Origin of the sequence: Bacillus sp. AG4(2022), from assembly GCF_031844465.1 — a bacterium.
In the GTDB taxonomy this organism is placed as follows: Bacteria; Bacillota; Bacilli; order Bacillales; family Cytobacillaceae; genus Bacillus_AB; species Bacillus_AB infantis.
In genome coordinates this window covers 256,519-280,940 of record NZ_JAUZVH010000007.1, presented here as the reverse complement: position 1 = coordinate 280,940, position 24,422 = coordinate 256,519, and the positions used below count along the sequence as shown (strand labels likewise).

The window sequence follows — 24,422 nt, the reverse complement described above, 5'->3', positions numbered from 1 at the left end:
GGGAGGGAAACATATGGCCAAAACATTCGAAGAAGCAGCAAAGGAAGAAAACGGATTCTGGCTGCAGATCCTCGGGGATCATGCGCGGTTCATCCATGATGCCCTGGCGCCGTCTGAAAAGGAAAATATCCGGACAGCGGAATATTTTATAACGGTCTTCGATGAATTGCTCGCACAGTCAGGAAGCGCAGATCCTATACAATTAGGCATACTGGCAGAAGGAGAGGCTGAAAAGCTGCGAGGCTTTAAGCTGAAGCTGATTGAAGAGCATCTGACCGGCAAAATCAAAATACATCTTGGCCCGACCTTCATCAACCATATGGTGAACGAGCTTGAGGAATACCTGCTTGTGCTTAGTTACTTAAAAAAAGGTGAAGCTCCGCCAGTATTTCATGAGCTTCATCATCATCTGATCTGGCTGCTTGATGCTGCGGGTCATGCTGGTGCGATATCAGACAATATGGACCGGATCGAGAAGATGATTAAAGAAAAAAGCGATGATTATACAAAACATTTTGAGGGCTTTTACTTAAAGGCTGTAGAGCTTACCGGATTTTTGAGGACGAATATCCAAAGCTTTCCGGCACTGGACCGGTTTAACAAAAACGTCAAGCTCGAGATGAAGTTATTTATGAATTTCCTGGATGAAATTGAAGAGCTTGAACTCTCAAACCAGGCCCTCGGAACGTTTGCTCCCCTGATGGCCGACCATATGTTCAGGGAAGAATGCTATTATTTGTCTAAGCTAGCCGAGGCACAGTCAGAAGGAAAGCCGGACTGTGATCCAGCGAAACCCCGGCTTCAGTATTAGCAAGCATTTCCCGGGCTGATAATATTACGCATTTTAACCTTCTCTAATGTGAACATACTAAAAAAGATCACATTTTGAGGAGGAATTCTTAGTGAAAAAAAGAGCAGCATCCATTCTGGCGATATTGTCCATTGTCCTGCCTTTGTCAGCCTGCGGCACAAACAACAATCAAATGAATGAGCCGGAAGAGATGAATTATACACCAATGCGCAATAATGGCGATGGTTTTGATAACGACCAGGTCAATCAGCCTAATAATGACAGCAACAGAGTTATTCCTTCCCGCTATGTTGATCCGGCTGACATGAGGCAGCTTGATGAACAAATTGAAGAGCAAAATGAAAGCAGCGAAGACTGGAGCGACCGGGGAATGCGAAACGACGAGACGCCGAAGACTGAAGACAAACCGGATCTTGGCGGAAATTTGTCTGGTGAAAGATAAAAGGAAAAAGCACAGCCGCAGAAATGCGGCTTTTTCTGTTTATGTGATAATCCCCATGGATTAGGGTAAAGGGTAAAAAACTAATCAGATTGCAGGGATTGTATGGACATTTTAAAATGGGGCTATATGCGGAGGGGGCAAAGAAAAGCAGTCTTTGATAAGTACCCGAATACCACTGTTATTTTCCGCCGGGTCAGGGGGTATTTCCTTGTTTACAGCATCGGATGGAATGAGAAAGACGGCGTTGTGGATCGAAGTGATATAGAACAGATGGAAATCCTTCTGAATAATGAGCTGGGACTGCTGGGAAATTACAAGGAAAGAGGCGGCAGGATCTAGCCAGCCGGTAAATCAAGGCAATCCGTTTCAGGTGCATGGCAGTTCTCTAATGCGAGCCATACTATTAAGGCAGCCAGGGATATGGCTGGAGACATTACGCACCAGTAATGGCTGTCCAATTATGCTTCAGAAGGAGACTAAATTTCATGACTAAGCGCAATAGAAAAACGAAATCCGGCCTGCAAAGCGCCAAGAGCATAAACGATATGGAGTTTTCAAAGGATATGACAGCTTCAGAAAAGAAAGCTGAGAAACAGAGGCCTCACTGACTTTGGCCAGTTTTGAATATCGGGGCGGGAGGATTTTTTATGAAGAGATGGGGAGCGGGATTCCGTTAGTCTTCATTCACCCGCCTGGTATGGGAAGCGCGGTTTTTGAATGCCAAAAGCCCCTTTCTGGATGGTTCAGGGTTATTCTTCCAGATCTCAGCGGGCACGGCAGATCACCTGTCTGTCAGACAAACATATCTATTGGCGGGTATGCTAATGAAATAGCCGCTCTGCTGGATTCCCTGAAGATTGAAAGAGCAGCAGTTCTTGGATATTCTGCCGGGGGGCTGATCGCACAGGAATTTGCCCTCACTTATCCGGAGAGGGCTGCCGCGCTCATCCTGGCAAGCGGCTACCCGGAGGTCCAGTCAGCTGCATTTAAGTATGAACATCTTGCAGGCATGTATATGATCAAGCATCATCCGGATATCCTGATCCCGCTGCTTGCGGCAAGCCATACGCGAGATCATGCTTACCGGGCCAGGCTGGCGGAGCATATGGAGCTTGCAGACAAACAGATATGGTTCCAGTTCTACGGCCAGTCACTGCATTATAGTTGCACAGACAGGCTGAAAGAGCTCAAGGCTCCGCTGCTTCTGATGTACGGTTCCCGCGATTTTGCCAATCAGCATATCAGATCATACAAAAAGCACATTGATTGTCAATCAGCTGTCATTAAAAAAGTGGCCCATCAGCTGCCTACAAAAAAATGGCAAGCTTTTAACCAGGTTATACTTGGATTCCTTTTTTCGGAGGCAAAAATTTAGAACAGCCAGAGTGCTGTTCTTTTTAGCGTAAAAAAGCTTTTCTTAGGTATTATTTCCCATTATAATAAAGTTACTGAATTTATGCTGAGTAAATTTAGGAATAGATGATCAGGAGAATATATATGACAGATTACTTGGCTGACCTGCATAAACGGAATCTATTGCTTGTCTATCTTTTATGGGCATGCGTGATACTTGGGGTTGCAGTAGCATCGGATACACCCAAAACAGTAGTGACCATATTGGCAGCGGGAGGGCCATTCTCCCTGTTTTGCAGCTTTATGATTTGGAGGAAAAAGGCCATCCCTCTTATCATGTATTTTATATCAATAGGATTGGCAGTCGTTTCTTTCTTTTTTGTCCAATCGACTGCTGAATTCACAAATTTGCTTATTTTCTTTTTAGCGCTTGGGATCATATCCCTGTATCATAATTACCGGCCGCTTCTCTTGAATGGACTGATCGCACTGGTGATGATGAACTATTTCCTGGCTGTTAAACCGGATTATGGCGAGGTTGATAAACTGGCTGTTAATGCATTTTTCATTTTGGTGCTTTCGGCTCTTACCGCCCAAAGCGTGCTGGGGAGCGGGATGCTGAAAAAAGTTGAATCAGGCAGAAAGCAGTCAGAGCTCCAAAAGCAGAAAACGGAAGTGGTCCTGCAGGAAGTTCAAAGAACAATCGAGGTATTGGGAAAGTCAAACCGAGGATTGAATGAAAATGCAGAGGTAACGGGAAAAATTACAGGTGAGGTGGTCCTCGCTTTCCAGGAGCTTGCAGGAGGGATTGAATCTCAGGCTGCAAGTATTACAGATGTTAATTCCGCTATTCAGGATGTGTATGATGGAGTTCTGAAGGCAAATGAGGCATCAGGCATCATGGAAGCCTCTTCAACTGCTTCGGCTGAAATGACGCTGCAGGGTAAAGAAAAGATGGACAGGCTCTATGAAAAAATGAACAGGATTGGAATGATGGTTGAAACGACCAATTCTGTCATGGCGAAGGTCAATGAGGAAAACAAACAGATTAAGGGCATTGTCAAACTGATTGCCGGCATTGCAGATCAAACCAATCTATTATCACTGAACGCCGCAATTGAAGCAGCCCGGGCAGGCGAGCATGGCAAGGGGTTTGCCGTTGTGGCCGAGGAGGTCAGAAAGCTTGCCCAGCAGGCTCATGATGCTTCCGGCCGGATAACAGGGATTCTGGAAGGGATTCAAGGCACATTCAAGGAGGCAGCGGAGCTGATCGGGAACGGTATGGCAGAGGTCTCTGATGGAAGGCAGTCAGCGGAAGAGGCGGAGAACCTGTTCTCATCTATCCAGGAACAGTCTTCTGCTGTCTTGGGACAGGCGGAATATCTAAGGTCACTCAATGAGCAGCTCCAGGAGGCTGCAGCCAGCGTCCGGGAAGAAATGACTGCTGTTGCAGCCATCACCGAGCAGTCGGCAGCTTCCGTTGAAGAAGTGCTGGCAAGCGCAGAAGTGCAGGAACAGCGGGTAATGGGAATTGTTGAAAACATCCGCGAGCTGAACGAAATGACAGGAAGCCTGGAGAAAGCGATAAAATGACTTAAAGCCCGGCTATTTTGCCGGGCTTTTGGTTTGCCGATTCATTCTTTTCCGGAAGACCCGCTGTATGCTCCCCTACCCCTTTTTATCCGGCTTTATGGCAAACAGGACTGCCAGTGCAGCGAGAATGGAAACTCCGCATAATATATAAAACAAGAGCTGATCTGACTGCTTAACGATGATTGCGACAGCTGGCGGGCCTGCTGCTACGCCGATGAACCTCATCGAGCTGTACAGTGAGCTGATCGTCCCTCTTTCTTCCTTCTCAATGCCCTCAGTGATCAGGGCATCCAGGCAGGGCAGGCTGACACCGATTCCGATTCCCCCTACAGCAAACATGGCCATGAGAAACCAGAGATTGGTTGAGAATCCAAGGATTCCGACTGAGGCAGCCAGCAGGATGCTGCCGGAAAAAGTAATCCACTTCATCAGCGACTTATTCTCTTTGATCAGCTTTCCGGTAATATAGGACGATAAACATAGGGCGCCTAATGGAATGGCAAGAAACAGCCCTTTTTTCACATCTTTGATATCATACTGCTTTTCAAGGATATCAGAGAGGTGAAACAGCACTCCGAATAATACGAACATTAATATGATGCCTGCCACAAAAATGGCATAAAGCCATTTGCCATTATTTTTGAAGATTTCCTTGATTTTTTTGAAAAAAGCTTTAAAGGGAATAGGCTCTGTCCGCTTCTCAGGTGTTTTTACCAGCAAGACCATCAGAAGGATAGAGATGGCACAAAATACCGGAAAAGCAAAAAAAGGCAAAAACCATAGGAAACCTGCCAAAAAGGCGCCAAGAATCGGGCTTAATACCTTGCCAAAGGTGTTTGAAGTTTCTATCACTCCAAGAGAACTGCTGACTTCTTCCTCGTTCTTGAACATATCCCCCACCAAAGGCATGACAATAGGCGCCCCTCCAGCTGCGCCAATCCCCTGCAGTGATCTTCCAATAAGGATAAGCCAGTAGGGATCAGCCATCTTCCAGGATGCCCAGCCGGATATAAGACCGCCGACAGCAGCAATCAGGAGACTGGGAATGATAACCTTTTTCCTTCCGATATGGTCTGAAAGGTATCCGGCAAGCGGTATCAGAATAATGGCCACAATGCTGTACACCGTAATGATCATACTGGACTGGAAGGAAGAAATGCCAAGCTCCCGCTCCATGACAGGCAGAACTGGAATAAGCATGGAATTCCCCAGTGTCATAACTAGAGGGATTGAGGAAATAGAAAGGACAGCCCATTTTTGATTATGCGTGTCATTATTCTTCTGGCTTTTCTTTTCCTTTGCTTTTTTCTTGGATTTCTTTAAAACGACTTTCTCCACATGCTCCATTTGAAAACCTGCCTCCTGTGTTGATACTATTACTATTAGCAAACAGGCTGACTTCTTTCCCTGCTATTTTTTGGCAAAGAGAAGGGTTGGAACATTCCGCCAAAAGAGATAGAATAGGGAATAATGCCAGCGGGCAGACTAATTGGGTTCATGGAGGGGAAAAAAGCAATGAAAGGCCGGATTATTGAATTCAGCATAGGCAAACCAAAGCAATTTGACTGGAAAGGAAAAAAAGAAACTTCTGCAATAGGGAAAACTCCACTGGAGGAAGCCAGACTGGTGCCAGAGGGTTTTGCCGGCGACGGTGTCGCCAATCCTGATTTCCATGGCGGCCCTGACAGGGCAGTATGTTTGTATCCTTACGAGCATTACAGCATGTGGGAAAAAGAATTTGGAAAAGTATTTCAGCCCCCGGCATTCGGAGAGAATATCTGTGCAGAAAATATGAAGGAAGAAGATGTTTTCATCGGGGATATTTTCACACTGGGCGATGCGGTCATCCAAATCACCCAGGGGCGGGTGCCGTGCTCGACCATCTCTAAGTTCAATGAAGCAGATAAGCTGCTGGCAAGAATCGTGGAGACAGGATTTACAGGATATTTTTTCAGGGTGATCGAACCAGGCGTTGTCCGGAAAGATTCACCAATGATCCTTCTTGAACGGAAGCAGGAGGATATTTCGGTCTTGGAGGGAAATGAAATCTTTTTCCGGGGGCGGAAAGATGCCAGAGCAATGGAGAAGATGCTCAGTATAGAGGCGCTGGCGGATGTCTGGAAAACGAAGCTCCAAAAGGCTTTGTATAATATTACATAAATTTATATAAAAAATGATTTGACAAACGGATATATCCGATTTATCATAATAATCAATATATCGCACGGCAATGACGAAGAGTAGTAACTTTTGCAGATGCTTTAGAGAGCTGATGAATGGTGGGAATCAGTGCAGATGCAATCGTGAATGGACTTCCGAGCCTCCAAACCGAACCCTTTTGAGCAGTAGGCTTTGGCGAACAGTCTCATCGTTACAAGAGACAGATGGCAGGAATATTGTCCTGCTGTCTGTAAAGTGAGCTGATTGATCAGCTAATGAAGGTGGCACCACGGGTTTCTCGTCCTTTTTATAAGGATGAGGGACCCTTTTTGTGTTATACAAAAAAGAATATAAAAATCGCTGAACAAGAGGAGTAGCAGAGCATTCGTTCGTTACAGAGAGCCGGGTGTGGTGGAAGCCGGCACGAACAGCATTGTGAATGGACTTGTGAGAGGCATCCTGAAAAAAAGTAGGGATGCACGGGATTCCGCCGTTATCAGGATAGGGTCTGCAGGGCTGAAAGTCTTGCGCACCCGAAAAGAGAGAGCATTTCTTGCTCTAACCAGAGGTGGCACCGCGGTCCGGAATATCGTCCTCTATATGCACAATACCTGTGCGTATAGGGGACTTTTTTTATAGGAGCCGAGCCGAGAAAAGCATAGGAGGAAAAATAATGAGCAGAGCAGAGGCAGTACCAGGCATTCTGATTGAAGAACTGGAAGGTGATATACTGACGCCCATCAGCATTTATCAGCGGATCAGCGGGGAAAAAAAATTCCTGCTTGAAAGTTCGCTGAAGCATGAGCGCTCAGGAAGATATTCGTTTATCGGTGCAGATCCTGTATTTGAATTAAAGGGGAATGGCGGCAAAAGCATTCTGATCAAGGGAGGAGAAGAAACCGAATTGGAGGAGCCTGCCCTTGAAATGGTAAAAAAACTGCTTCCTGAAATACCCATGCATGCACCCTTTCCCCTAGCAGGAGGAGCGGTGGGCTATGTCGGGTACGACAGCATCAGGCAGTATGAGGATATCGGAAGTATCCCAAAAGATGAATTGGGAGTTCCGGATGTGCATCTGATGTTCTTTGAAATCATGGCTGTCTATGACCATGCTGAACAGAAAGCTTACCTGATCGGCACCTCTCTGACACCCGATACGACAGAAGAGAGCCTAAGGCACAGGATTGCCGGACGGAGAAAGGAAATAGAAGAAGGCTCTGCCGGTCCTTCTGACAGCGGTATAAAGATATCAAGGTACTCGGCTTCAGAAACGAAAGAGTCTTTTGTTGAAAAGGTAAAGAAAGCCAAAGAGTATATCATCCAGGGAGATATCTTCCAGGTGGTGCTTTCACAGCGTATGCAGGCAGACATTGAAGGAGATCCGTTCTCGTTCTACCGCAGGCTCCGTATTCAGAATCCTTCACCATATATGTATTTTCTGAATTTTGGTGAATATGCAGTCGCCGGTGCATCTCCGGAAAGCCTGATCAAGGCAGATTCTGACAAAGTAACCACGAACCCCATTGCCGGAACAAGGCCTAGGGGAAAGGACGAGGAAGAAGATGAGAGGCTGTCAGCCGACCTTTTGAACGATGAAAAAGAGCTTGCCGAGCACCGGATGCTCCTGGACCTTGGCAGAAATGACCTTGGCAGGGTTTGCGAATTCGGTTCAGTAAAGATAGAGAAATACATGCAAGCCGAGAAATTCAGGCATGTCATCCATTTGGTTTCTGAGGTATCCGGAAAGCTGAAGCCGGATTATTCACCCGCAGATTCACTTGCTGCCTGCCTGCCGGCAGGGACAGTATCAGGCGCACCGAAAATAAGGGCGATGGAAATTATTAATGAACTGGAGGAATACAAGCGGGGTGTTTATTCAGGGGCGATCGGCTATTTTTCTGCGGGAGGCAGTATGGACTTCGCGCTTGCGATCCGCACCATGCTGATAAAGGGGAATAAGGCCTACATCCAGGCTGGGGCAGGCATCGTACATGACTCGGTGCCCGAAAAAGAGTATGAAGAAACCATTCATAAATTAAGGGCATTTTTGGAGGATCAAGATGATTTTATTAATTGATAACTACGATTCATTTACGTATAACCTGTATCAGTATTTGGGAGAGCTTGGCGAAGAAATAAAGGTTGTCCGGAACGACAAGATCAGCCTTGATGAAATAGGCAGCATGAAACCTGAAGCCATTGTATTGTCTCCGGGTCCCGGCCGGCCGGAAAACGCAGGCATTTGCATAAATCTGATCCAGGAATTCTGCAGCAGAATCCCGATCCTCGGGATTTGCCTGGGACATCAGGCCATTGGCCAGGCATTCGGTGCCAGTATCGAGAAGGCTTCCAGAATTATGCATGGAAAAACATCAAAGCTTAAGCATACCGGCTCTTATTTGTTTCAATACATGGAGCAGCCCATCGATATCATGAGATATCACTCACTTGTCATCCAGACCGGAACGCTTCCGGCACAATTCAAGGTGCTGGCGAGATCGATGGATGATCAGGAAATCATGGCCATCAAACATGAAGACTACCCGCTCTTCGGCCTTCAGTTTCACCCGGAATCAGTCGGGACGATAAACGGAAAAAGGATGCTGGCAAACTTTTTATCGGAAATCAGGAAGGAGAATAGCTATGAGGCACATACTGGAACGCTTATCTGAACGGACGGAACTGACGGAATCAGAGATGATGGAGGCGATGGCCCACCTGCTGTCCGAAGAGGTGACAGACAGTGAAATTGCGGCTTTCCTGGTCGGGCTGAAAACAAAGGGAGAAACGGTTGCTGAAATCGCAGCGCTGGTGAAAGGCTTAAGGGGCAGAAGCCTTAGGTTTGAAAAGAAAATTCCCGGAGCCCTGGACAATTGCGGGACTGGCGGGGATGGATCAAAAAGCTTCAATATCAGCTCAACCAGTGCATTTGTCATCGCAGGAGCGGGAATCCCTGTTGCCAAGCATGGAAACAGGAGCGTGTCCAGTAAGACTGGGAGCGCTGATGTCCTGGAGCACTTGGGGATCAACCTGAACCTGGCGCCGGAGCGTCTTGAAGAAATCCTCCAGGAAATTGGCATTGCCTTTCTTTATGCACCGCATGTTCATCCTCAGATCAAAAGGATCATGAAGGTAAGGAAGGATTTAAGGATTCCGACGATTTTCAACCTGATTGGGCCTCTCACCAATCCGATGGAGCTTGATTCACAGCTTCTGGGGATCTACAGAAGGGATTTGCTTTCCATGTTTGCAGAGGTACTCAATGAACTGGGGCGTAAAAGAGCGGTTGTATTGAACGGTGCCGGATACATGGACGAAGCTTCCCTCCAGGGAGAGAACCATTTGGCTATCCTTGACAACGGGAAGATTACACAGCAAATCCTCCGGCCTGAAGAGACTGGGCTTGGCATATATAATAATGAAGAAATACGTGGCGGAGATTCAAAGGAAAATGCGGAAATCCTGCGGAAGGTGCTCAGCGGCGAAAAAGGGGCATATCGTGATACTGTCCTGCTGAACAGCGGGATTGGCATTTTCGCCGGCGGAAAAGCGGATACCATCCAGGAGGGAATCAAGCTTGCTGCAGTAAGCATTGACAGCGGTGCTGCACTGGAGAAGCTTGAACTCCTGGTTAACGCCGGCAGCAAGTTCAAACAAGAGGTGATATAAGATGGCGACCATTTTAGATAAAATTATCGAAGAAAAAAAACGGGAAGTTGCAAGGCTGAAAGCTTTTGGGCTGCCTGAGATCCCTGAAACACCAAAACGGTCTCTCATTTCCAGACTTGAAGCAGCCGAACATTTGAGCATCATTGCCGAATTCAAGCGGGCTTCGCCTTCAAAAGGCGATATTAGCATGGATGCATCACCGGCCGAACAGGCTGCCAAATATGTTGAATATGGTGCCGATGCTATTTCCGTATTAACTGACACGTCCTTTTTTAAAGGAAGTTTTGAGGACCTGGCAGCAGTCAGAGGCGCTGTCGATGTCCCGATTCTCTGCAAGGATTTTATGATTGATAATATTCAAATTGCCAAAGCAAAAAGTGCAGGGGCCGATATCATTCTGTTGATCGCGGCAGCGCTTGGGGAAGGGCAGATGAATGAGCTGTACCAGTATGCTTCCAGTTTGGATCTTGAGGTACTGGTAGAGGTTCACAATGAGGGGGAAGCAGAAAGAGCGATCGCAGCAGGCAGCAGGCTGATAGGGGTTAACAACCGTGATTTGCGGACATTTAATGTAAATCTCTCTGTTACAGAAAGCCTCGCTCCGGCAATTAGAGAATCAGGTGCATTTCTGATCAGCGAAAGCGGCATGAAAACGGTCGAGGATGCTAAAAGAGCAGTCTCTGCAGGGGCAGGAGGCATCCTTGTCGGGGAAACCTTCATGAAAGCCTCTGATCTTGAATCATCGCTCAGCGGCATGAAGCTTCCTTTAAAGGAGGTGCGGATCCCATGAAGGTGAAAATCTGCGGCATCACTGATCTGGAGAACGGTCTTTATGCAGCCAAAAGCGGGGCCGATGCATTAGGATTTGTTTTTGCCGAAAGCAGGCGCCGCATCGCGCCTGAGGAAGCGGCCGAAATAATAGCAAAGCTTCCCGGCGGGCCCCTGAAGATTGGCGTCTTTGTTAATGAATCCAAAGAAATAATTGAAAAAACGGCGGAAATTGCCGGATTGGATATGGTCCAGCTTCATGGTGATGAGACTCCGGAATTCTGTGCAGGCATCAATCTACCAGTCATTAAAGCCCTGAGTGTGCAAGGCGAGGAAGATCTTGCCCGGATTGCGGAATATCCTTGTGATTATATCCTCCTGGACAGCCCAAAGGGAAAATACAGGGGCGGGAACGGAATCGCCTTTGACTGGAGTATTCTTGAAGGCAGGGATTTTGGCGGTAAAAAAGTAATCCTTGCAGGCGGTTTGAATCCAGAAAATGCAAGAGAAGCAATCCGTAAGGCAGCGCCTTTTATGGCTGATGTCAGCAGCGGCGTGGAAAAGGACGGAAAAAAAGATCCCGCCCTGATTGCGGAATTTATAGCAGAAGCAAAAAATGCGCTCAAAAATGAGGAGGAATTAAAATGACAGCAGTCTATACGATGCCAGATGAAAAAGGGCATTTCGGCATATACGGTGGAAGATATGTGCCCGAAACACTTATGCAGGCAGTTACAGAACTGGAGGAAGAATATAAAAAGGCCCTCCAGGATGAAAGCTTTACAAAGGAACTGAACAGTCTTCTGAAAGACTATGTTGGCCGGGAAACGCCGCTTTATTTTGCCGAAAACCTGACGAAGCATGCAGGAGGGGCTAAGATTTTCCTGAAAAGGGAGGATTTAAACCATACCGGCGCTCATAAAATCAATAATACGATCGGCCAGGCTTTATTGGCAGTCCGCATGGGGAAGAAGAAAATCGTTGCAGAAACTGGGGCAGGGCAGCATGGCGTAGCCACTGCAACCGTCTGTGCCCTGCTGAATCTTGAATGCGTCATTTATATGGGGGAAGAGGATATCAGAAGGCAGGCACTGAATGTATTCAGGATGGAACTACTGGGAGCGAAGGTCGTCGGTGTCAGCTCAGGCAGCAGCACATTGAAAGACGCAGTCAATGAAGCGCTGCGCTACTGGGTAGCCAATGTATCAGACACACACTATATACTCGGCTCTGTGATGGGGCCCCATCCATTCCCGATGATTGTTAGGGACTTCCAAAGCGTGATTGGGGCTGAAACGAAGCAGCAGTATCTTGAAAAAGAAGGAAAGCTCCCGGATGCGGTTGTAGCCTGCATCGGAGGGGGAAGCAATTCCATGGGGATGTTTTATCCTTTCATAAAAGACAAGAGTGTCCGCATGTATGGTGTGGAAGCAGCAGGCCTTGGGGTAGATACCGGAAACCATGCGGCATCATTGACTAAAGGAAAACCTGGTGTGCTCCACGGAGCCCTTATGTATCTGCTGCAGGATGAGGACGGCCAGATCCAGGAAGCACATTCCCTCTCGGCAGGCCTCGATTATCCGGGAGTAGGACCTGAGCACAGCTATCTTAAGGATACTGGCAGGGCAGTCTATGAATCTATCACAGATGAGGAAGCTCTTGAAGCGCTTAAGCTGCTGTGCAGGCTAGAAGGAATCATTCCGGCACTCGAAAGCGCCCATGCTGTAGCTTTTGCCTTAAAGCTTGCAGGGACGATGAATAATAGTGAAGGAATTGCCGTCTGCCTGTCAGGGCGGGGGGACAAGGACGTAGAAACGGTGAAAGCCAGATTAGGAGGGAAGAAGGATGAATAGAATTGAAAAAGTGTTCCGCCTTTTGAAAGAAAAAGAGGAAAAGGCCTTTATCCCTTATATTATGGCAGGAGATGGCGGGCTTGCCACACTGGGGGACAAAATCACGTTTCTTGAAAAATGCGGTGCCACAGCTGTAGAAGTGGGCATTCCCTTTTCGGACCCGGTAGCGGACGGCCCGGTCATCGAAAAGGCGGGAATCCGCTCGCTGAAAGAAGGGACTACGCTTAAAAAAGTCCTTGAAACCTTGAAAACGATCAGGCCGATCGTCCATATCCCTATCATTATCATGACTTATGTAAATCCTGTCATGGCTTATGGAATCGAACGGTTTACAATGGAAGCAAGCAAGGCTGGTGTAGACGGCCTGATCCTTCCAGATCTCCCTCCTGAAGAAGAAGATCTGATTGCACCCCATGCAGAAAGGGACGGCCTTGAAATCATCAGGCTTGCTACATTGACAAGCCCGATTGAGCGGATACAGCAAATTTCGGAAAAGGGGAATGGCTTTTTATATGCGGTCACAGTCAAAGGGACAACGGGTGCAAGGAGAGATTTTTCCGGAGAGCTTCAGGAGCATTTGCAAAAGGTAAAGAGTGTAAGCAGGCTGCCCGTGCTCGCTGGATTCGGCATCTCGACCCCCGAACATGTCAAGGCTATGAATCAAATCTGCGACGGTGTGATCGTCGGAAGCAAAATCGTCCAGCTTTTTGAAGAAAATAATCTTGAAGAAATCGAGAAGCTCATTAAAGCTTCCAAAAAGGAAAATGCCTTTCAGCCATAATGAAAAGCCTCTCCCGATTAAGGGGGAGGCTTATTTTTTTCCATTCTCCAGCTGCTGAAATACTCTGCCATGCTTGGTTTATGCCGTTAATTTATTATGGGTTTTAAATTTATTCTGAAAGCTTGACATGCCCGGTGAATACATTATAATTACATACTATATCCGAGTATTATAATAAGATTTCTTAGAATAGGTGGTTTTCTGTGTTTATTGATGTTCAATCTGTAAATAAACAGTATTTTGATAAAAACGGCATGGCCGCAGATGTGCTGAAGGATATAAACCTGAGCATTGAAAAAGGCCAGTTTATATCGATCCTCGGTCCTTCCGGCTGCGGTAAATCAACACTTCTGAATATTGTGGCAGGCCTTACCTCAGCGACGAGCGGCAGTGTCCTGATCGATCAGCAGAAGGTGACAAAGCCGGGCAGGGACAGGGGGATGGTTTTCCAGCAGGCCGCATTATTTCCATGGCTGAATGTACTGGAAAATGTGACATTCCCGTTGAAAAAGGAAATGTCAAAGAGTGCGGCTAAGGAGACAGCACTCAGATATCTGCAGATGGTTCAGCTCGGCAAATATCCCGGCCATTATCCGCATGAACTGTCCGGCGGCATGCAGCAAAGGGTCTCAATTGCGCGGGCCCTGGCCATGAATCCTGAGATCCTGCTCATGGATGAACCCTTTGGGGCCCTAGATGAACAAACAAGATCAAGGCTTCACCAGCAGCTTGAAAAGATCTGGATGGAGACAAAGAAAACGATTCTCTTTGTGACCCACAGCATCTCCGAATCTATTAAGCTCTCTGACCGCATCATAGTGATGGGCACCAAGCCGGGAACGATCCTCCAGGACATCACGGTGGATCTCCCCCGGCCAAGAGACCAATATAAAAAGGAAATGCTTGAAATAGAAGATCATATTATGAGCTATCTAAAAAAGGAAATCGATAAAGTCGTAAGCGAGGAATTAGCCAATGAAACCAGCAATTAAACGAATCATCTTCTTTGCAATCGTCATTGGCTTATGGGAGCTGGGCTCAAGGATGGGCCTGTGGCTGCCGACCATCCTTCCATCGCCGACTGATGTGTTCCAATCACTCGTGACAGGAATCAGTGATAAAACACTTCTTTATGATCTTGCGGCCAGCTTCAGGAGACTGCTTATTGGCCTTGGCATCAGTCTAGTGCTGGGCTCGGCCCTCGGGATTCTGCTTGCCAAATCAAAGACGGCCGATGAAACACTGGGCACCGTCATCCTTGCGCTCCAAAGCGTACCGAGCATCGTCTGGCTGCCGCTTGCGATCATGTGGTTCGGCTTAAATGAAGTGTCTGTCATCTTTGTTGTCATTCTTGGCGGCACTTTTGTCATGACCCTGAATATGAGGGTCGGAATCAAGAATGTTTCACCATTGTTCATTCGTGCGGCACAGACAATGGGCTCCTCAGGGATCGACTTGTTCACAAGAGTCATCTTCCCAGCCTCAATCCCATATGTCGTGACAGGGGCAAGGCTTGCATGGGCATTCGCATGGCGTGCATTGATGGCAGGGGAACTGCTCAGCACGGGTCCGGGACTCGGGTATACGCTGAGATATGCTTCTGATTTCGGGGACATGAGCCTTGTAATCGCCGTCATGATTATTATCGGGGTCATTGGTTCCATTGTGGACCAGCTGATTTTCCAGCGTATTGAAAAATCGGTACTTGAAAGATGGGGACTTGAAAATAACAAATAGGGGGAAATAAAATGAAAAAGAAAGCCTTTATCTTCATGGCGTCATTATTGACAGCTGCTGGGATCCTCTCAGGCTGCGGATCCTCAGAAAACAGCTCGGGCTCTAAAGAAAAAATCGTTATCGGCTACTTCCCGAATATCAACCATGTGCCTGCGATGGTTGCAAAGGACCAGGGCTTCTTCCAGAAGCGCCTTGGAGATGGAACAACGATCGAATATAAGACTTTTGCGGATGGTGGCCAGTTTATGACTGCGCTCAAAACAGGTGATTTGGATGCCGGTCTGGTCGGTCCCGGACCTGCGATGAATAATTATTCTACTGGAGCAGATGTTAAGCTGATTGCCGGAGCTTCTACAGGCGGCACAGTTGTTCTGGCAAGTAAAGACAGCGGCATCAAGACAGCAGCTGATTTTGCGGGGAAAACGTATATTACGCCTGCAGTCGGATGTACACATGATGTTCAATACGAAACTTACCTGGAAGAGTCCGGCATCACATCCGAAAGGATCGGCGGAACAATGAAACACCTGACTGGAAATCCGGCACAATATGCCAATATGCTGAAATCCGGCAAGATTGATGTAGCGGTTGCTCCTGAACCATGGGCTGCAGTAATTGAAGAAGAAACCGATGCTAATGTTGTCATCGGCTGGGATGAAGTTGCTTTCGGGGAAACCCTGCCGGCGTCTGTCATGGTAACATCAGGAAAAGCAATTGAAGATAATCCTGAAGTTATCCAAAAGATTGTCGAAGCCCACAAGGATGCTGTGAAATATATTACAGAGAATCCAGAGCAGGCAAAGGAAATCACAATCAAGGATATTAAAGAGGTTACTGGCCAGGAGCTGGAAAAGTCAGTTGTAGACAAAGCCTGGGAACGCATTGGCTTTACTTATGAAGTGGATGAGGATACAGTCCAGGCATTTGCAGACTCTTCTTATGCATTAAAGTTCCTGAAAGAGAAACCTGATTTCTCGAACTTTATTGATAAGGAATTTATCAACTAAGAAAAGCTGAGGGAGATTATCGAGCGCCAAGGACGCGACTTGGATATCGACGAAGTATGCTTGAAACCCGGAAAAATATTTACCGATAAAAGGAGCATCAGGCTTTCGGGCCTGATGCTTTTTTATCGGAATTTTCTTGCTATTCCTGCAGATTTTACTAAGAGTCCTTTTATGTTAAGATTATTTGTGGATTTTAACAAAATAAGAGAAGAGCAGTTTTATAGAAGCTATAAATTTGCCTTATCATCAGGGAGTAGTGAGAGAAAGATGGAACGGCTACAGCAAGCGGCCGCCAGGCTTCCGCAATGGTTGCCGGGGGTCATTTTGGCTATTGCGATTGCAGCAGCGGCAAAATTTCTGGGCGGCATTTTTCCTTTGGTCGGCGGAATATTATTTGCCATCCTGATAGGGGCTGCCCTTCGCAACACAGCAGGCATAAACCCGGTTTTTGAACAGGGGCTTACACTGACGGTTAAAAGGCTTCTCAAAGCCGCAGTCGTATTGCTCGGGGCCGGGCTGAATATTTTTGATATTTTTGAAATAGGGAGGCAATCCCTGCTCATTATTTTTGTATCTGTTTGCTCAGGCATACTTCTGACACTTTGGTTCGGGCATTTTCTGAAGCTTGGTAAGACCTTATCACTATTGATCGGGGTGGGGGCAAGCATTTGCGGAGCAACGGCCATTTCAGCTGTAAAAGGTCTCCTGGGGGCAAAGGACGATGAAACCGCATACGCCATCTCGACAATCGTTTTTTTCAACCTGATTGCCTTTTTTCTATATCCGATCATCGGTCATGTATTTCATATGAACGAGCAGGCTTTCGGAATATGGGCAGGTACGGCAGTCCATGATACCTCCTCTGCAATTGCAGTCGGATATGTTTATGGAAATGAAGCAGGGGAAGTTGCGACCACGGTCAAGCTGGGAAGGACAATATTCCTTCTGCCGCTGATACTCATCCTCCCTATCCTGATGGGAACGGCAGATAAAAGCAGCCGGGCAGGTTCTTTCAAAAAAGCCTTTCCCTGGTTCATCGTCTGGTTTCTGGCTGTCAGCATGCTCAATTCATTCGGAGCATTTCCAGCTGCAGTCCAAGATCTGCTGAGCAGCATTTCAAAGTTTGTCATTATAATGGTCATGGCGGCTGTCGGCCTGCAGACAGACCTTAAACAGTTTGCCAAACTCGGCGTAATGCCGCTGCTTACAGGACTATTTGCATCGGCTGCGGTATCGCTCATCAGCTTTGGGCTGGTCTATTGGCTGATTCTGTGATTCTAAATATAAGAAATGAAAAAATGGAGCCCTTCACTGAAGGAGCTCCATTTTTCAGTATGCTTATTCTTGCGATCGAAGTTTGATTTCAGCCGTTTTTATTGCCTGCCTTTTTTGGCGGTCACACATACAGCCAGTACAGGCTGCACATCCTTAAAGGATGCCTGTATTTCTTCGTAGCCTGCAGAGGCCAGATCTGCTTCAATGACTTTTGCCAGATTTTTTGTAATAAGGGTGTCAGCATCTTTCTCGCGCGGCTGTACAGTTATGGCAATTTCTCCGCCGGCCTCCGTAATTTCATAAAGCATGCCCAGGGTTTCCCTTGGTTTAGTCCAAAGGGGATAATTGTTTATTGAAACAATTTTATGATAGGTGTCCAGGTCTGATGCAATGCTGTGTATATCTCCTGTAAACAGCCTGACCCTTCCTTCATCTATCCATTCATTATTCCTCTTTTCCGCAGATGCTGCCATGTCTGGTGAGAGATCAACTCCATCGATATAGACACAGCGGAATCGGTTCATAATATATTTTATGCAATAACCGGGACCGTATCCGACTTCAAGGATGCGGTCCTTGTTCTTAATATTAAGCTTCTTGGCCGTCCAGCTGTTGATGGTCCGATTTTCGCTGTACATAATTTTGCCTGCCAGCTTGCCGAGCATTCCCTTAGGGTTTTCAAATTGTCTTGCAAGTATATTGAACATGGGGTTCACCTCTAGAAAGAATATTTATATATAAACCACATCCGGCTGCCTGTTAAACCTTTCTATCGAAAAAAAACAAAAAAACGGGGATAGTAAGAATAATTCTTCAGTAGGAGGCACGAAATGGAACAGCAAAAAACATATGTCGAGAAACACAGGATTGCAGAAAATGTATACGTTTATAGAACGGCAATTGCGAATATCGCTTTTTTAACAGGGCTGGGCCCTAAAGGGAGAGATTGGATTCTTGTCGATGCAGGCGTGCCTTTATCCGGCGGTTTCATCATCAGGTTTGCAGAGAAGATGTTCGGGAGGGAATCCAGGCCTCTTGCCGTCCTGATGACACACGCTCATTTTGATCATATAGGCGGGTTGAGGGCAATACTTTCTAAATGGGATGTTCCCGTCTATGCACACAGAGCTGAGCTTCCGTATCTGACAGGAAAAGAAACCTATCCGCCGGCAGACCCTGCTGTCGGGAGAGGATTAATGGCCCTGATATCGCCTTTATATCCCAGAAGGCCGATCGATATCGGGGAGAGCGCTAAGGAACTCCCTGAGGATGCTTCCCTGCCCGGTCTCCCGGGATGGAGGTGGATACATACCCCGGGCCATACTCCCGGGCATGTATCTTTTTTCCGGGATGACGACGGTGTTCTGCTTGCAGGCGATGCCTTTATTACTGTTAAGCAGGAGTCACTGATGGCTGTAATGAGCCAGGCTAAGGAGATACATGGGCCGCCGGCATATTTTACACCTGATTGGGACACCGCAGGACAATCGATCCGCAAGCTGGCTGCTCTTAATCCGAAAGCGGCATTAACGGGGCACGGTCAGCCATTTTATGGAAAAGAACTCACGGAAGGGCTGGAAAAGCTTACAAAAGGTCATGAAACGTTTGTGGTGCCCAAGCAGGGGAAATATGTTCATTAACACAGAACTGTTAAAAGGATGGATAGCGTGAAATATAGCGAAAAGCATTATAGAAGTGACCTTGCCCGCTATTTCCGCGATATAGAAGGACAGCTGGGGACGGTCGAGACTACGATGAAAGAGCTGGACTGCTGTATACTGACAGAGTTCGAAAAGCTGCAAAAGCTCGTAGCAGATGCCCAGAACCTGGCTTCAACCTATTATCTCCAGACCTTCCTCTCTCCGTTCAGCAAAGAGTATGCCGGCATTTCGCTTGCTGCCCAAAGGCTGTCAGAGAAAAGGCATGGAGCCCTTATTGTCGTGCAGCGGGAAGAATCGCTTGCAGCATTCCTCCATAATGGCGTCCCGGTTACGGCCAATGTCAGCCCGATTTTGATTGAAACGATCTTCTATCCGGGCAACCCGCTTCATGACGGTGCCATGCTGATTGAAAAGGATAAGATCATTTCAGCAGGCAATATCCTTCCTGTGGCGGATACGGAGCTTCAAGGCAAGAAGGTCGGAACGAGGCACCGTGCTGCCATGGGGCTGTCTGCACAGACAGACGCTTTGGTCATTGTTGTTTCTGAGGAAACCGGCCGGATTTCCTTCTCGGTGAAAGGAAAATTATACAGTATAAAAAACTGATTCCAATAGGGGTCAGTTTTTTTCAGCCCAATTTGATGGGTAATTACCATTGTACGTGCAATATTGGCTGATTATTCCATAAATATATAAGGGCTGATATCACGGAATGTACAATTCCAGATATATAGAGGGAATTTGAGGAGGGTATTTATGTTTTATCATATTAAAGAGCTTCAGTATCAGGCAAAGCCGGATCGGCCGGATCCCCTATTTGCTAAAAAGCTTCAGGAAGTATTGGGGGGGCAATTCGGTGAAATTTCTGTAGCACTTCAATATCTCTTTCAAGGCTGGAGTGTGAGAGGAAATGGAAAATATAAAGACTTGCTAATGGATACGGGCACAGAAGAACTAGCCCATATTGAAATGCTCGCAACGATGATTGCCCGTTTGCTTGATGGTGCTCCTGTTGGTGATCTGGAAGATGCAGCCAAGGATCCAATCATGGCGGCCATCCTTGGCGGAATGAATCCTCAGCATGCCATCGTCTCAGGCTTGGGGGCAATGCCGGCAGACAGTGTAGGCAACAGGTGGACAGCAGATTATATCATAGCGAGCGGAAATCTTCTCGCCGATTTCAGGGCCAACCTGAATGCGGAGTCGCAGGGACGTCTTCAGGCTGTAAGGCTGTATGAGACTACAAACGACAGAGGCGTAAAGGATATGCTGTCATTCCTGATTGCCAGGGATACGATGCACCAGAACCAATGGATAGCAGCTATTAAGGAATTAGAAGCTGCTGAAGGCGGAATCGTAGTTCCTGTTTCTTTCCCGAAAGAATTGGAAAAGCGCCAGGTCAGCTATACGCTGTTTAATTTCTCCCAAGGAAATCAGAGCGCTGAAGGCCGCTGGGCGCAGGGTGTCAGCATGGATTGCCAGGGAACCTTTAATTATGTGGAAAACCCTCAGCCGTTTGGCAAGGCGCCGAAGCTGAAGCCGGCACCTCCATATATACACGACACACCGCCGGCTGCGCTTAAAGCGAATCCAGCAAATATTCCACCAAGCATGTGCTGAAGGACACCGGAGAACCTTCGAATGCGATTAAAATAAGGCCCAATGCCTCAATATAAATAATGGTCCTTCTTAGTAAAGCAAGCTGCTTTACAAAGAAGGGCTTACATAACACTGGTATGATAGAAAGACTCTTTGCCGATCCGATTGCTGCTGCCAAATCTCCAAGAGGCCTGGAAGGGCTATTTTTGAATATTTGGCAGCTTTATAAACAAAATATTAGGACTAACTGCCTTATATCTGGTTAAATAGATATTAGGTACACATTAAAAATGTGCATATAAACCAGACAACCTGTCTATACGGACAAAGCATACGAGCATATGATACAGTAACCACTAACCACTAGTACCCATTAACACCTTCCTTTTCAGCGGGGGATCTTCCTCCGCTGCTTTTGCTTGCCCTTGAGCAGTTTCCTGGGCAGAAGGAAATCCAGACAGAAAGCGGGATGATCTTTTTGTGCGGCAGGTTTACTTTAACAGAAGGAATACATGAGCTTCAGTCACAATTCAATTTTTCCTTCGAAGGGGAAATATCACCAAGATACAATATTGCTCCAAGCCAAAATATCCTGGCAGTAGCTGCTGGAAAAGGCGGAAGGAAAGCTGCTGAATTGCGATGGGGGCTTATACCATTCCGGGCGAAAGATCCGAAAATCGGCTATAAAATGATCAATGCCCGTTCAGAAGGGATTGAAAGCAAACCAAGCTTCAGGGATGCATTCAAACAAAGGCGCTGCCTGATTCTGGCTGATGGATTTTACGAATGGAAGAAAACGGCGGATGGGAAGCAGCCTTACCGTTTCATTTTGAAGGAGGGCAAGCCTTTTGCCTTTGCCGGGCTGTGGGAAAGATGGGAAGGGCCGGATGCACCTGTTTTCTCCTGCACGATCATTACAACCGAACCAAACAGCGTAACAGAAGAAGTTCATGACCGGATGCCTGTCATCCTGAAAAGCAGTGATTATGATACATGGCTGAATCCCAGAGAAAAAGACCTTGGGAAACTCAAAGAGCTTCTTGTACCTTATCCTGCGGAGGAAATGGAATCTTATCCGGTATCAACGCTTGTGAATTCACCCAAGAATGAGCTGGCTGAGCTGATATCGCCGCTCAACAGCCAATAAAAGTGCAACTTTAAATAAATTGAGGATTGGTGAAGAGTAACAATGACGAAAGAATACATAAGAATGCTTGAAGAAAAGGTAAAGGAATATGAAGAAGTAATATCGCTGATGTCTGCACCGATCATTCCATCCATTATTCCCAGTACAATCCTTGTTCCGATAACAGGTTTGCTGGTTGCTGAAAGGTTTGAGAAAATCCGGGGGAAGATCATGCAGTATATCCAGAAAAATGAAGTGGAAACGGCTATTATCGATTTTACGGATATTACAATCGACCGGATCGAGCAGATGAGCCTGTCAGAGCTGGGCATTGAAATCGATCAGCTGACAAAGTCGGTGCGCCTCATGGGGGTTGAACCTTACTTTGTCGGACTTTCCCCGGTTCTTATCCGTGAGGTTGTTCTGACTGGCATCAATCTTCAGGCAGAAACTTTTTCTGATTTCCAGGCAGCTCTGAAATATCTGATGAAAAAAAAGGGACTTTCCTTCTCAGCATCTGATAACTGATAGAAAATGGGGGAGTAAGGATGGCTATAGTGGAGCAATTAGCAAAAAGGCAGCTTGAAGCCTATAATCGCCAGAATCTTGAAGAATTCCTTGAAGTGTATAGTGAAGATGTTGAAATCCGCAGCTTTCCTTCACAGGAACTGCTTTATGCAGGAAAAGAGGAAATGCGCAAAGTGTATAAGAGATTGTTTGAAAGCAATCCCCGCCAGAAGGCAGTCCTTTTATCCAGAATAATAAAAGGCAGCATCTGCATCGACCATGAGAGTGTGAAGGGAAGGGCAAGCGGAGAAGAAACAGAAGCAGTTGCCATGTACGAGGCGGAAGCTGGCAGGATCAAAAAGGTATGGTTTGTTTTATGATCACCTTGTAAAGCGGCGTGGAACCACGCCGCTTTTCCTGTGAAAGGCACAATAAAAGCTCCAAGCTGCAAAAATCCTTCTTGCTGGCAGAATATTCTTTTTATATAATAGATTCAATGTATTTCGATTATAGAAATAAAAAATGGGGGAATCAGCTTGGGACAGCATATGGAAGAGATTGAAGGAATATACAGTGAAGTGCATGATGCACAGACGCAGTACGGGCGTCTCCTTTGGACACAATATACTGCCGGATACGATTTCGGCCTAAAAGACCAGTACCAGAAAATAACCAGCCTTCTGAAGAATGAGAAAAGCTATGAATTGGTGAGGGAAGCACTGGAAACAGAGCAGGACCCACTGAACAAAAGAAAACTGCAGCTGGTTGACAATCTATTCAAACCTTACCATTTGTCACAGTCGCTGAATGAACTGGATGAGGAAATCCAGGGGAAAGTCAGTGACCTGTCCAAGTTGTTGAACCAGTTTCGATACACCTTTCAGGGCAAGGAGGTTTCCTCTGTTGAACTTGGCCAGGTAATGAGCCGGGATGAGGATAAGAACAGGAGAAGGGAGGCTTTCTTTGCCAAAAATCAGATCAACCAGCCCATGATTGATGCAGGATTCCTCGATCTTATCAGCCTGAGGAAAACGTATGCCAAAGAATATGGATCAGCCAATTACATAGCGCATCAGCTTGAGATGAATGAATTGGACGAAGACATCTTCAGCAATTGGCTCCCTGAGCTCCATCAGTCCCTGCCTGCCATGGAGAAGGCGAGGGCCGGATTTGCAGAGCAGTTCCTCCATGAAGACAGGATCCTGCCCTGGGATGAGCAGTATATCGATGCAAAGATTGCCCCTCTGCTGAATCAGGAAGTGGATATGTCCGATTATTTCGGGAATATCAATAAATTATTTTCTCTATTCGGGTTTGATATTAGCAGCTATAATATTACGTATGACATTTTTCCGAGAAAAAACAAATCGGAATGGGGCTATAACTTCCCGATTGAAACGGCAAAGGATTCACGGATACTGGCTAATGTGAAAAATAAATTTCATGAGTATGGTGTGCTTCTCCATGAAACAGGCCATGCCGTCCATTCCTTTCTGCTGGATCCGGAGGAATTGATATTGAATACAGGCGTGAGCGGGATCATCAGTGAAGGGATTGCCAACCTATTTCAGGGATTTCTTTACAGCCCGCAGTTTTCCGGGAGCTTTTTCAGCGGGTCTGATGGCGCGGCAGAGCAATTTTCCAGGCTGAAGGAATACCGGAAGACAAACTCGCTGCGAGCCATCAGCCGGATCTTTTTTGATCACAGCTTTTATCTCAATGAAGCCTCTTCACTGGATGACGTGTATCAGCTTTACTGGAAGAACCACAGGGAAGTGCTGCAGGAGGAGCCGTTTGGTGATGAGCCGCCATGGGCTTTCACGATTCATTACACTACCCATCCGATTTATCTTCACAATTATTTCATGGGCGATGTGACTTGTGAAATGCTTAAGGGGGTTTTTGAAAAGAAGCATGGAAATGGCCTGCTCGCAGACCCTGAAGCTTTCGGCAGCTTCCTTCTGAATGAAGTCATCAGGCCCTCAGGCAGTCTGAAGTTCGGGGAACTGTTCAAAAGGATAAGCGGGGAAGAATTTTCTTTGAAATTCATGAGATCATAATAGATTGCGCAATGCTGCGG

General features: G+C 46.7%; 27 protein-coding genes and 2 other annotated features. Of the genes, 25 read left to right on the top strand and 2 right to left on the bottom strand.

Features of this window, described 5'->3' with window-relative positions; genetic code table 11:
* Nucleotides 1–13: 13 nt before the first annotated feature.
* The 6 genes from Q9R36_RS19760 to Q9R36_RS19735 all read left to right on the top strand — a co-directional run bounded on the left by Q9R36_RS19760 (nucleotide 14) and on the right by Q9R36_RS19735 (nucleotide 4,199).
* On the top strand, nucleotides 14–811 hold the full coding sequence (locus Q9R36_RS19760) for a DUF2935 domain-containing protein (protein WP_311225767.1): 798 nt from the start codon (nucleotides 14–16) through the stop codon (nucleotides 809–811).
* A gap of 91 nt (nucleotides 812–902) precedes the next feature.
* A complete protein-coding gene (locus Q9R36_RS19755; protein ID WP_009795566.1) occupies nucleotides 903–1,253 on the top strand; it encodes a hypothetical protein in 351 nt (116 codons plus the stop codon).
* 102 nt (nucleotides 1,254–1,355) lie between these two features.
* Nucleotides 1,356–1,592, top strand: coding sequence for a hypothetical protein (locus Q9R36_RS19750; RefSeq protein WP_009795567.1), 237 nt, complete (start codon nucleotides 1,356–1,358; stop codon nucleotides 1,590–1,592).
* A gap of 146 nt (nucleotides 1,593–1,738) precedes the next feature.
* Nucleotides 1,739–1,861 carry a hypothetical protein gene (locus Q9R36_RS19745; protein WP_009795568.1) on the top strand — a complete coding sequence of 41 codons (123 nt, stop codon included), beginning with the start codon at nucleotides 1,739–1,741 and terminating at the stop codon, nucleotides 1,859–1,861.
* A gap of 2 nt (nucleotides 1,862–1,863) precedes the next feature.
* Entirely contained in the window at nucleotides 1,864–2,628 is a 765-nt protein-coding gene (locus Q9R36_RS19740) for an alpha/beta fold hydrolase (RefSeq protein ID WP_129612559.1), read from the top strand.
* Between the two features lie 104 nt (nucleotides 2,629–2,732).
* On the top strand, nucleotides 2,733–4,199 hold the full coding sequence (locus Q9R36_RS19735) for a methyl-accepting chemotaxis protein (protein ID WP_396137125.1): 1,467 nt from the start codon (nucleotides 2,733–2,735) through the stop codon (nucleotides 4,197–4,199).
* Nucleotides 4,200–4,274: 75 nt separating this feature from the next.
* On the opposite strand, the gene bcbE is transcribed toward Q9R36_RS19735, so the two are convergent.
* Nucleotides 4,275–5,546 carry a bacillibactin exporter BcbE gene (bcbE, locus tag Q9R36_RS19730; RefSeq protein WP_148949231.1) on the bottom strand — a complete coding sequence of 424 codons (1,272 nt, stop codon included), beginning with the start codon at nucleotides 5,544–5,546 and terminating at the stop codon, nucleotides 4,275–4,277.
* A 168-nt stretch (nucleotides 5,547–5,714) separates the two neighbouring features.
* Between bcbE and Q9R36_RS19725 the strand changes: the two genes are divergently transcribed.
* The 12 genes from Q9R36_RS19725 (at nucleotide 5,715) to Q9R36_RS19670 (ending at nucleotide 17,449) form a co-directional block, all read left to right on the top strand.
* The gene (locus Q9R36_RS19725; RefSeq protein WP_022544055.1) at nucleotides 5,715–6,359 is read left to right on the top strand and encodes an MOSC domain-containing protein; all 645 of its coding nucleotides are present in this window, start codon (nucleotides 5,715–5,717) and stop codon (nucleotides 6,357–6,359) included.
* 61 nt (nucleotides 6,360–6,420) lie between these two features.
* Nucleotides 6,421–6,668: a binding site (T-box leader), on the top strand.
* A gap of 42 nt (nucleotides 6,669–6,710) precedes the next feature.
* Nucleotides 6,711–6,959 (top strand) — a binding site (T-box leader).
* Between the two features lie 73 nt (nucleotides 6,960–7,032).
* Complete coding sequence (trpE, locus tag Q9R36_RS19720; RefSeq protein ID WP_311225765.1) at nucleotides 7,033–8,436, top strand: anthranilate synthase component I; 1,404 nt, start codon at nucleotides 7,033–7,035, stop codon at nucleotides 8,434–8,436.
* Nucleotides 8,420–9,031 (top strand): anthranilate synthase component II, encoded by a 612-nt coding sequence (locus Q9R36_RS19715; protein ID WP_009795575.1) that lies wholly within the window; start codon nucleotides 8,420–8,422, stop codon nucleotides 9,029–9,031. The genes trpE and Q9R36_RS19715 overlap by 17 nt, the downstream gene beginning before the upstream one ends.
* Nucleotides 9,003–10,028 carry an anthranilate phosphoribosyltransferase gene (trpD, locus tag Q9R36_RS19710; RefSeq protein WP_009795576.1) on the top strand — a complete coding sequence of 342 codons (1,026 nt, stop codon included), beginning with the start codon at nucleotides 9,003–9,005 and terminating at the stop codon, nucleotides 10,026–10,028. The genes Q9R36_RS19715 and trpD overlap by 29 nt, the downstream gene beginning before the upstream one ends.
* Nucleotide 10,029: 1 nt before the next feature.
* Nucleotides 10,030–10,818 (top strand): indole-3-glycerol phosphate synthase TrpC, encoded by a 789-nt coding sequence (gene trpC, locus Q9R36_RS19705; RefSeq protein ID WP_009795577.1) that lies wholly within the window; start codon nucleotides 10,030–10,032, stop codon nucleotides 10,816–10,818.
* Nucleotides 10,815–11,444, top strand: coding sequence for a phosphoribosylanthranilate isomerase (locus Q9R36_RS19700; protein WP_009795578.1), 630 nt, complete (start codon nucleotides 10,815–10,817; stop codon nucleotides 11,442–11,444). The genes trpC and Q9R36_RS19700 overlap by 4 nt, the downstream gene beginning before the upstream one ends.
* Nucleotides 11,441–12,649 (top strand): tryptophan synthase subunit beta, encoded by a 1,209-nt coding sequence (gene trpB / locus Q9R36_RS19695; protein WP_129612561.1) that lies wholly within the window; start codon nucleotides 11,441–11,443, stop codon nucleotides 12,647–12,649. The genes Q9R36_RS19700 and trpB overlap by 4 nt, the downstream gene beginning before the upstream one ends.
* The gene (gene trpA, locus Q9R36_RS19690) at nucleotides 12,642–13,430 is read left to right on the top strand and encodes a tryptophan synthase subunit alpha (RefSeq protein WP_129612562.1); all 789 of its coding nucleotides are present in this window, start codon (nucleotides 12,642–12,644) and stop codon (nucleotides 13,428–13,430) included. The genes trpB and trpA overlap by 8 nt, the downstream gene beginning before the upstream one ends.
* Nucleotides 13,431–13,633: 203 nt before the next feature.
* Nucleotides 13,634–14,422 (top strand): ABC transporter ATP-binding protein, encoded by a 789-nt coding sequence (locus tag Q9R36_RS19685; protein WP_009795581.1) that lies wholly within the window; start codon nucleotides 13,634–13,636, stop codon nucleotides 14,420–14,422.
* A complete protein-coding gene (locus Q9R36_RS19680; RefSeq protein ID WP_094768947.1) occupies nucleotides 14,406–15,167 on the top strand; it encodes an ABC transporter permease in 762 nt (253 codons plus the stop codon). Before Q9R36_RS19685 ends, Q9R36_RS19680 begins: the two co-directional genes overlap by 17 nt.
* Before the next feature lie 11 nt (nucleotides 15,168–15,178).
* Nucleotides 15,179–16,174: an aliphatic sulfonate ABC transporter substrate-binding protein gene (locus Q9R36_RS19675; RefSeq protein WP_009795583.1), complete on the top strand. Its 996-nt coding sequence runs from the start codon at nucleotides 15,179–15,181 to the stop codon at nucleotides 16,172–16,174.
* 267 nt (nucleotides 16,175–16,441) lie between these two features.
* Entirely contained in the window at nucleotides 16,442–17,449 is a 1,008-nt protein-coding gene (locus tag Q9R36_RS19670; protein WP_035403395.1) for a YeiH family protein, read from the top strand.
* Between the two features lie 98 nt (nucleotides 17,450–17,547).
* Here the strand turns inward: Q9R36_RS19670 and Q9R36_RS19665 are convergent, their stop codons facing one another.
* Nucleotides 17,548–18,156 (bottom strand): methyltransferase domain-containing protein, encoded by a 609-nt coding sequence (locus tag Q9R36_RS19665; protein ID WP_009795585.1) that lies wholly within the window; start codon nucleotides 18,154–18,156, stop codon nucleotides 17,548–17,550.
* 123 nt (nucleotides 18,157–18,279) lie between these two features.
* On the opposite strand from Q9R36_RS19665, the gene Q9R36_RS19660 reads away from it, so the two are divergent.
* From Q9R36_RS19660 to Q9R36_RS19630, 7 genes are all read left to right on the top strand, one after another.
* Nucleotides 18,280–19,089 carry an MBL fold metallo-hydrolase gene (locus tag Q9R36_RS19660; RefSeq protein WP_009795586.1) on the top strand — a complete coding sequence of 270 codons (810 nt, stop codon included), beginning with the start codon at nucleotides 18,280–18,282 and terminating at the stop codon, nucleotides 19,087–19,089.
* A gap of 18 nt (nucleotides 19,090–19,107) precedes the next feature.
* On the top strand, nucleotides 19,108–19,716 hold the full coding sequence (gene cdaS / locus Q9R36_RS19655) for a sporulation-specific diadenylate cyclase CdaS (RefSeq protein WP_009795587.1): 609 nt from the start codon (nucleotides 19,108–19,110) through the stop codon (nucleotides 19,714–19,716).
* A gap of 150 nt (nucleotides 19,717–19,866) precedes the next feature.
* Nucleotides 19,867–20,730 carry a manganese catalase gene (locus tag Q9R36_RS19650; RefSeq protein ID WP_009795588.1) on the top strand — a complete coding sequence of 288 codons (864 nt, stop codon included), beginning with the start codon at nucleotides 19,867–19,869 and terminating at the stop codon, nucleotides 20,728–20,730.
* Nucleotides 20,731–21,187: 457 nt separating this feature from the next.
* The gene (locus tag Q9R36_RS19645; protein WP_311225764.1) at nucleotides 21,188–21,856 is read left to right on the top strand and encodes an SOS response-associated peptidase; all 669 of its coding nucleotides are present in this window, start codon (nucleotides 21,188–21,190) and stop codon (nucleotides 21,854–21,856) included.
* Between the two features lie 42 nt (nucleotides 21,857–21,898).
* Nucleotides 21,899–22,363: an STAS domain-containing protein gene (locus Q9R36_RS19640; RefSeq protein ID WP_094768944.1), complete on the top strand. Its 465-nt coding sequence runs from the start codon at nucleotides 21,899–21,901 to the stop codon at nucleotides 22,361–22,363.
* A 20-nt stretch (nucleotides 22,364–22,383) separates the two neighbouring features.
* Nucleotides 22,384–22,722, top strand: coding sequence for a nuclear transport factor 2 family protein (locus Q9R36_RS19635; RefSeq protein WP_129612564.1), 339 nt, complete (start codon nucleotides 22,384–22,386; stop codon nucleotides 22,720–22,722).
* Nucleotides 22,723–22,878: 156 nt separating this feature from the next.
* Nucleotides 22,879–24,402 (top strand): gluzincin family metallopeptidase, encoded by a 1,524-nt coding sequence (locus Q9R36_RS19630; protein ID WP_022544053.1) that lies wholly within the window; start codon nucleotides 22,879–22,881, stop codon nucleotides 24,400–24,402.
* Nucleotides 24,403–24,422: the final 20 nt, after the last annotated feature.

Bases quoted from the DNA above. Each gene is read 5' to 3' on its own strand.
- Q9R36_RS19640 (WP_094768944.1), top strand. From the start codon at position 21,899: ATGACGAAAGAATACATAAGAATGCTTGAAGAAAAGGTAAAGGAATAT.
- Q9R36_RS19735 (WP_396137125.1), top strand. From the start codon at position 2,733: ATGATCAGGAGAATATATATGACAGATTACTTGGCTGACCTGCATAAA.
- bcbE (WP_148949231.1), bottom strand. From the start codon at position 5,546: ATGGAGCATGTGGAGAAAGTCGTTTTAAAGAAATCCAAGAAAAAAGCA.
- trpD (WP_009795576.1), top strand. From the start codon at position 9,003: ATGAGGCACATACTGGAACGCTTATCTGAACGGACGGAACTGACGGAA.
- trpA (WP_129612562.1), top strand. From the start codon at position 12,642: ATGAATAGAATTGAAAAAGTGTTCCGCCTTTTGAAAGAAAAAGAGGAA.
- cdaS (WP_009795587.1), top strand. From the start codon at position 19,108: ATGGATAGCGTGAAATATAGCGAAAAGCATTATAGAAGTGACCTTGCC.
- Q9R36_RS19680 (WP_094768947.1), top strand. From the start codon at position 14,406: ATGAAACCAGCAATTAAACGAATCATCTTCTTTGCAATCGTCATTGGC.
- Q9R36_RS19725 (WP_022544055.1), top strand. From the start codon at position 5,715: ATGAAAGGCCGGATTATTGAATTCAGCATAGGCAAACCAAAGCAATTT.
- Q9R36_RS19635 (WP_129612564.1), top strand. From the start codon at position 22,384: ATGGCTATAGTGGAGCAATTAGCAAAAAGGCAGCTTGAAGCCTATAAT.
- Q9R36_RS19650 (WP_009795588.1), top strand. From the start codon at position 19,867: ATGTTTTATCATATTAAAGAGCTTCAGTATCAGGCAAAGCCGGATCGG.
- Q9R36_RS19675 (WP_009795583.1), top strand. From the start codon at position 15,179: ATGAAAAAGAAAGCCTTTATCTTCATGGCGTCATTATTGACAGCTGCT.
- Q9R36_RS19760 (WP_311225767.1), top strand. From the start codon at position 14: ATGGCCAAAACATTCGAAGAAGCAGCAAAGGAAGAAAACGGATTCTGG.
- Q9R36_RS19670 (WP_035403395.1), top strand. From the start codon at position 16,442: ATGGAACGGCTACAGCAAGCGGCCGCCAGGCTTCCGCAATGGTTGCCG.
- Q9R36_RS19750 (WP_009795567.1), top strand. From the start codon at position 1,356: ATGGACATTTTAAAATGGGGCTATATGCGGAGGGGGCAAAGAAAAGCA.
- Q9R36_RS19745 (WP_009795568.1), top strand. From the start codon at position 1,739: ATGACTAAGCGCAATAGAAAAACGAAATCCGGCCTGCAAAGCGCCAAG.
- trpE (WP_311225765.1), top strand. From the start codon at position 7,033: ATGAGCAGAGCAGAGGCAGTACCAGGCATTCTGATTGAAGAACTGGAA.
- trpB (WP_129612561.1), top strand. From the start codon at position 11,441: ATGACAGCAGTCTATACGATGCCAGATGAAAAAGGGCATTTCGGCATA.
- trpC (WP_009795577.1), top strand. From the start codon at position 10,030: ATGGCGACCATTTTAGATAAAATTATCGAAGAAAAAAAACGGGAAGTT.
- Q9R36_RS19660 (WP_009795586.1), top strand. From the start codon at position 18,280: ATGGAACAGCAAAAAACATATGTCGAGAAACACAGGATTGCAGAAAAT.
- Q9R36_RS19715 (WP_009795575.1), top strand. From the start codon at position 8,420: ATGATTTTATTAATTGATAACTACGATTCATTTACGTATAACCTGTAT.
- Q9R36_RS19665 (WP_009795585.1), bottom strand. From the start codon at position 18,156: ATGTTCAATATACTTGCAAGACAATTTGAAAACCCTAAGGGAATGCTC.
- Q9R36_RS19700 (WP_009795578.1), top strand. From the start codon at position 10,815: ATGAAGGTGAAAATCTGCGGCATCACTGATCTGGAGAACGGTCTTTAT.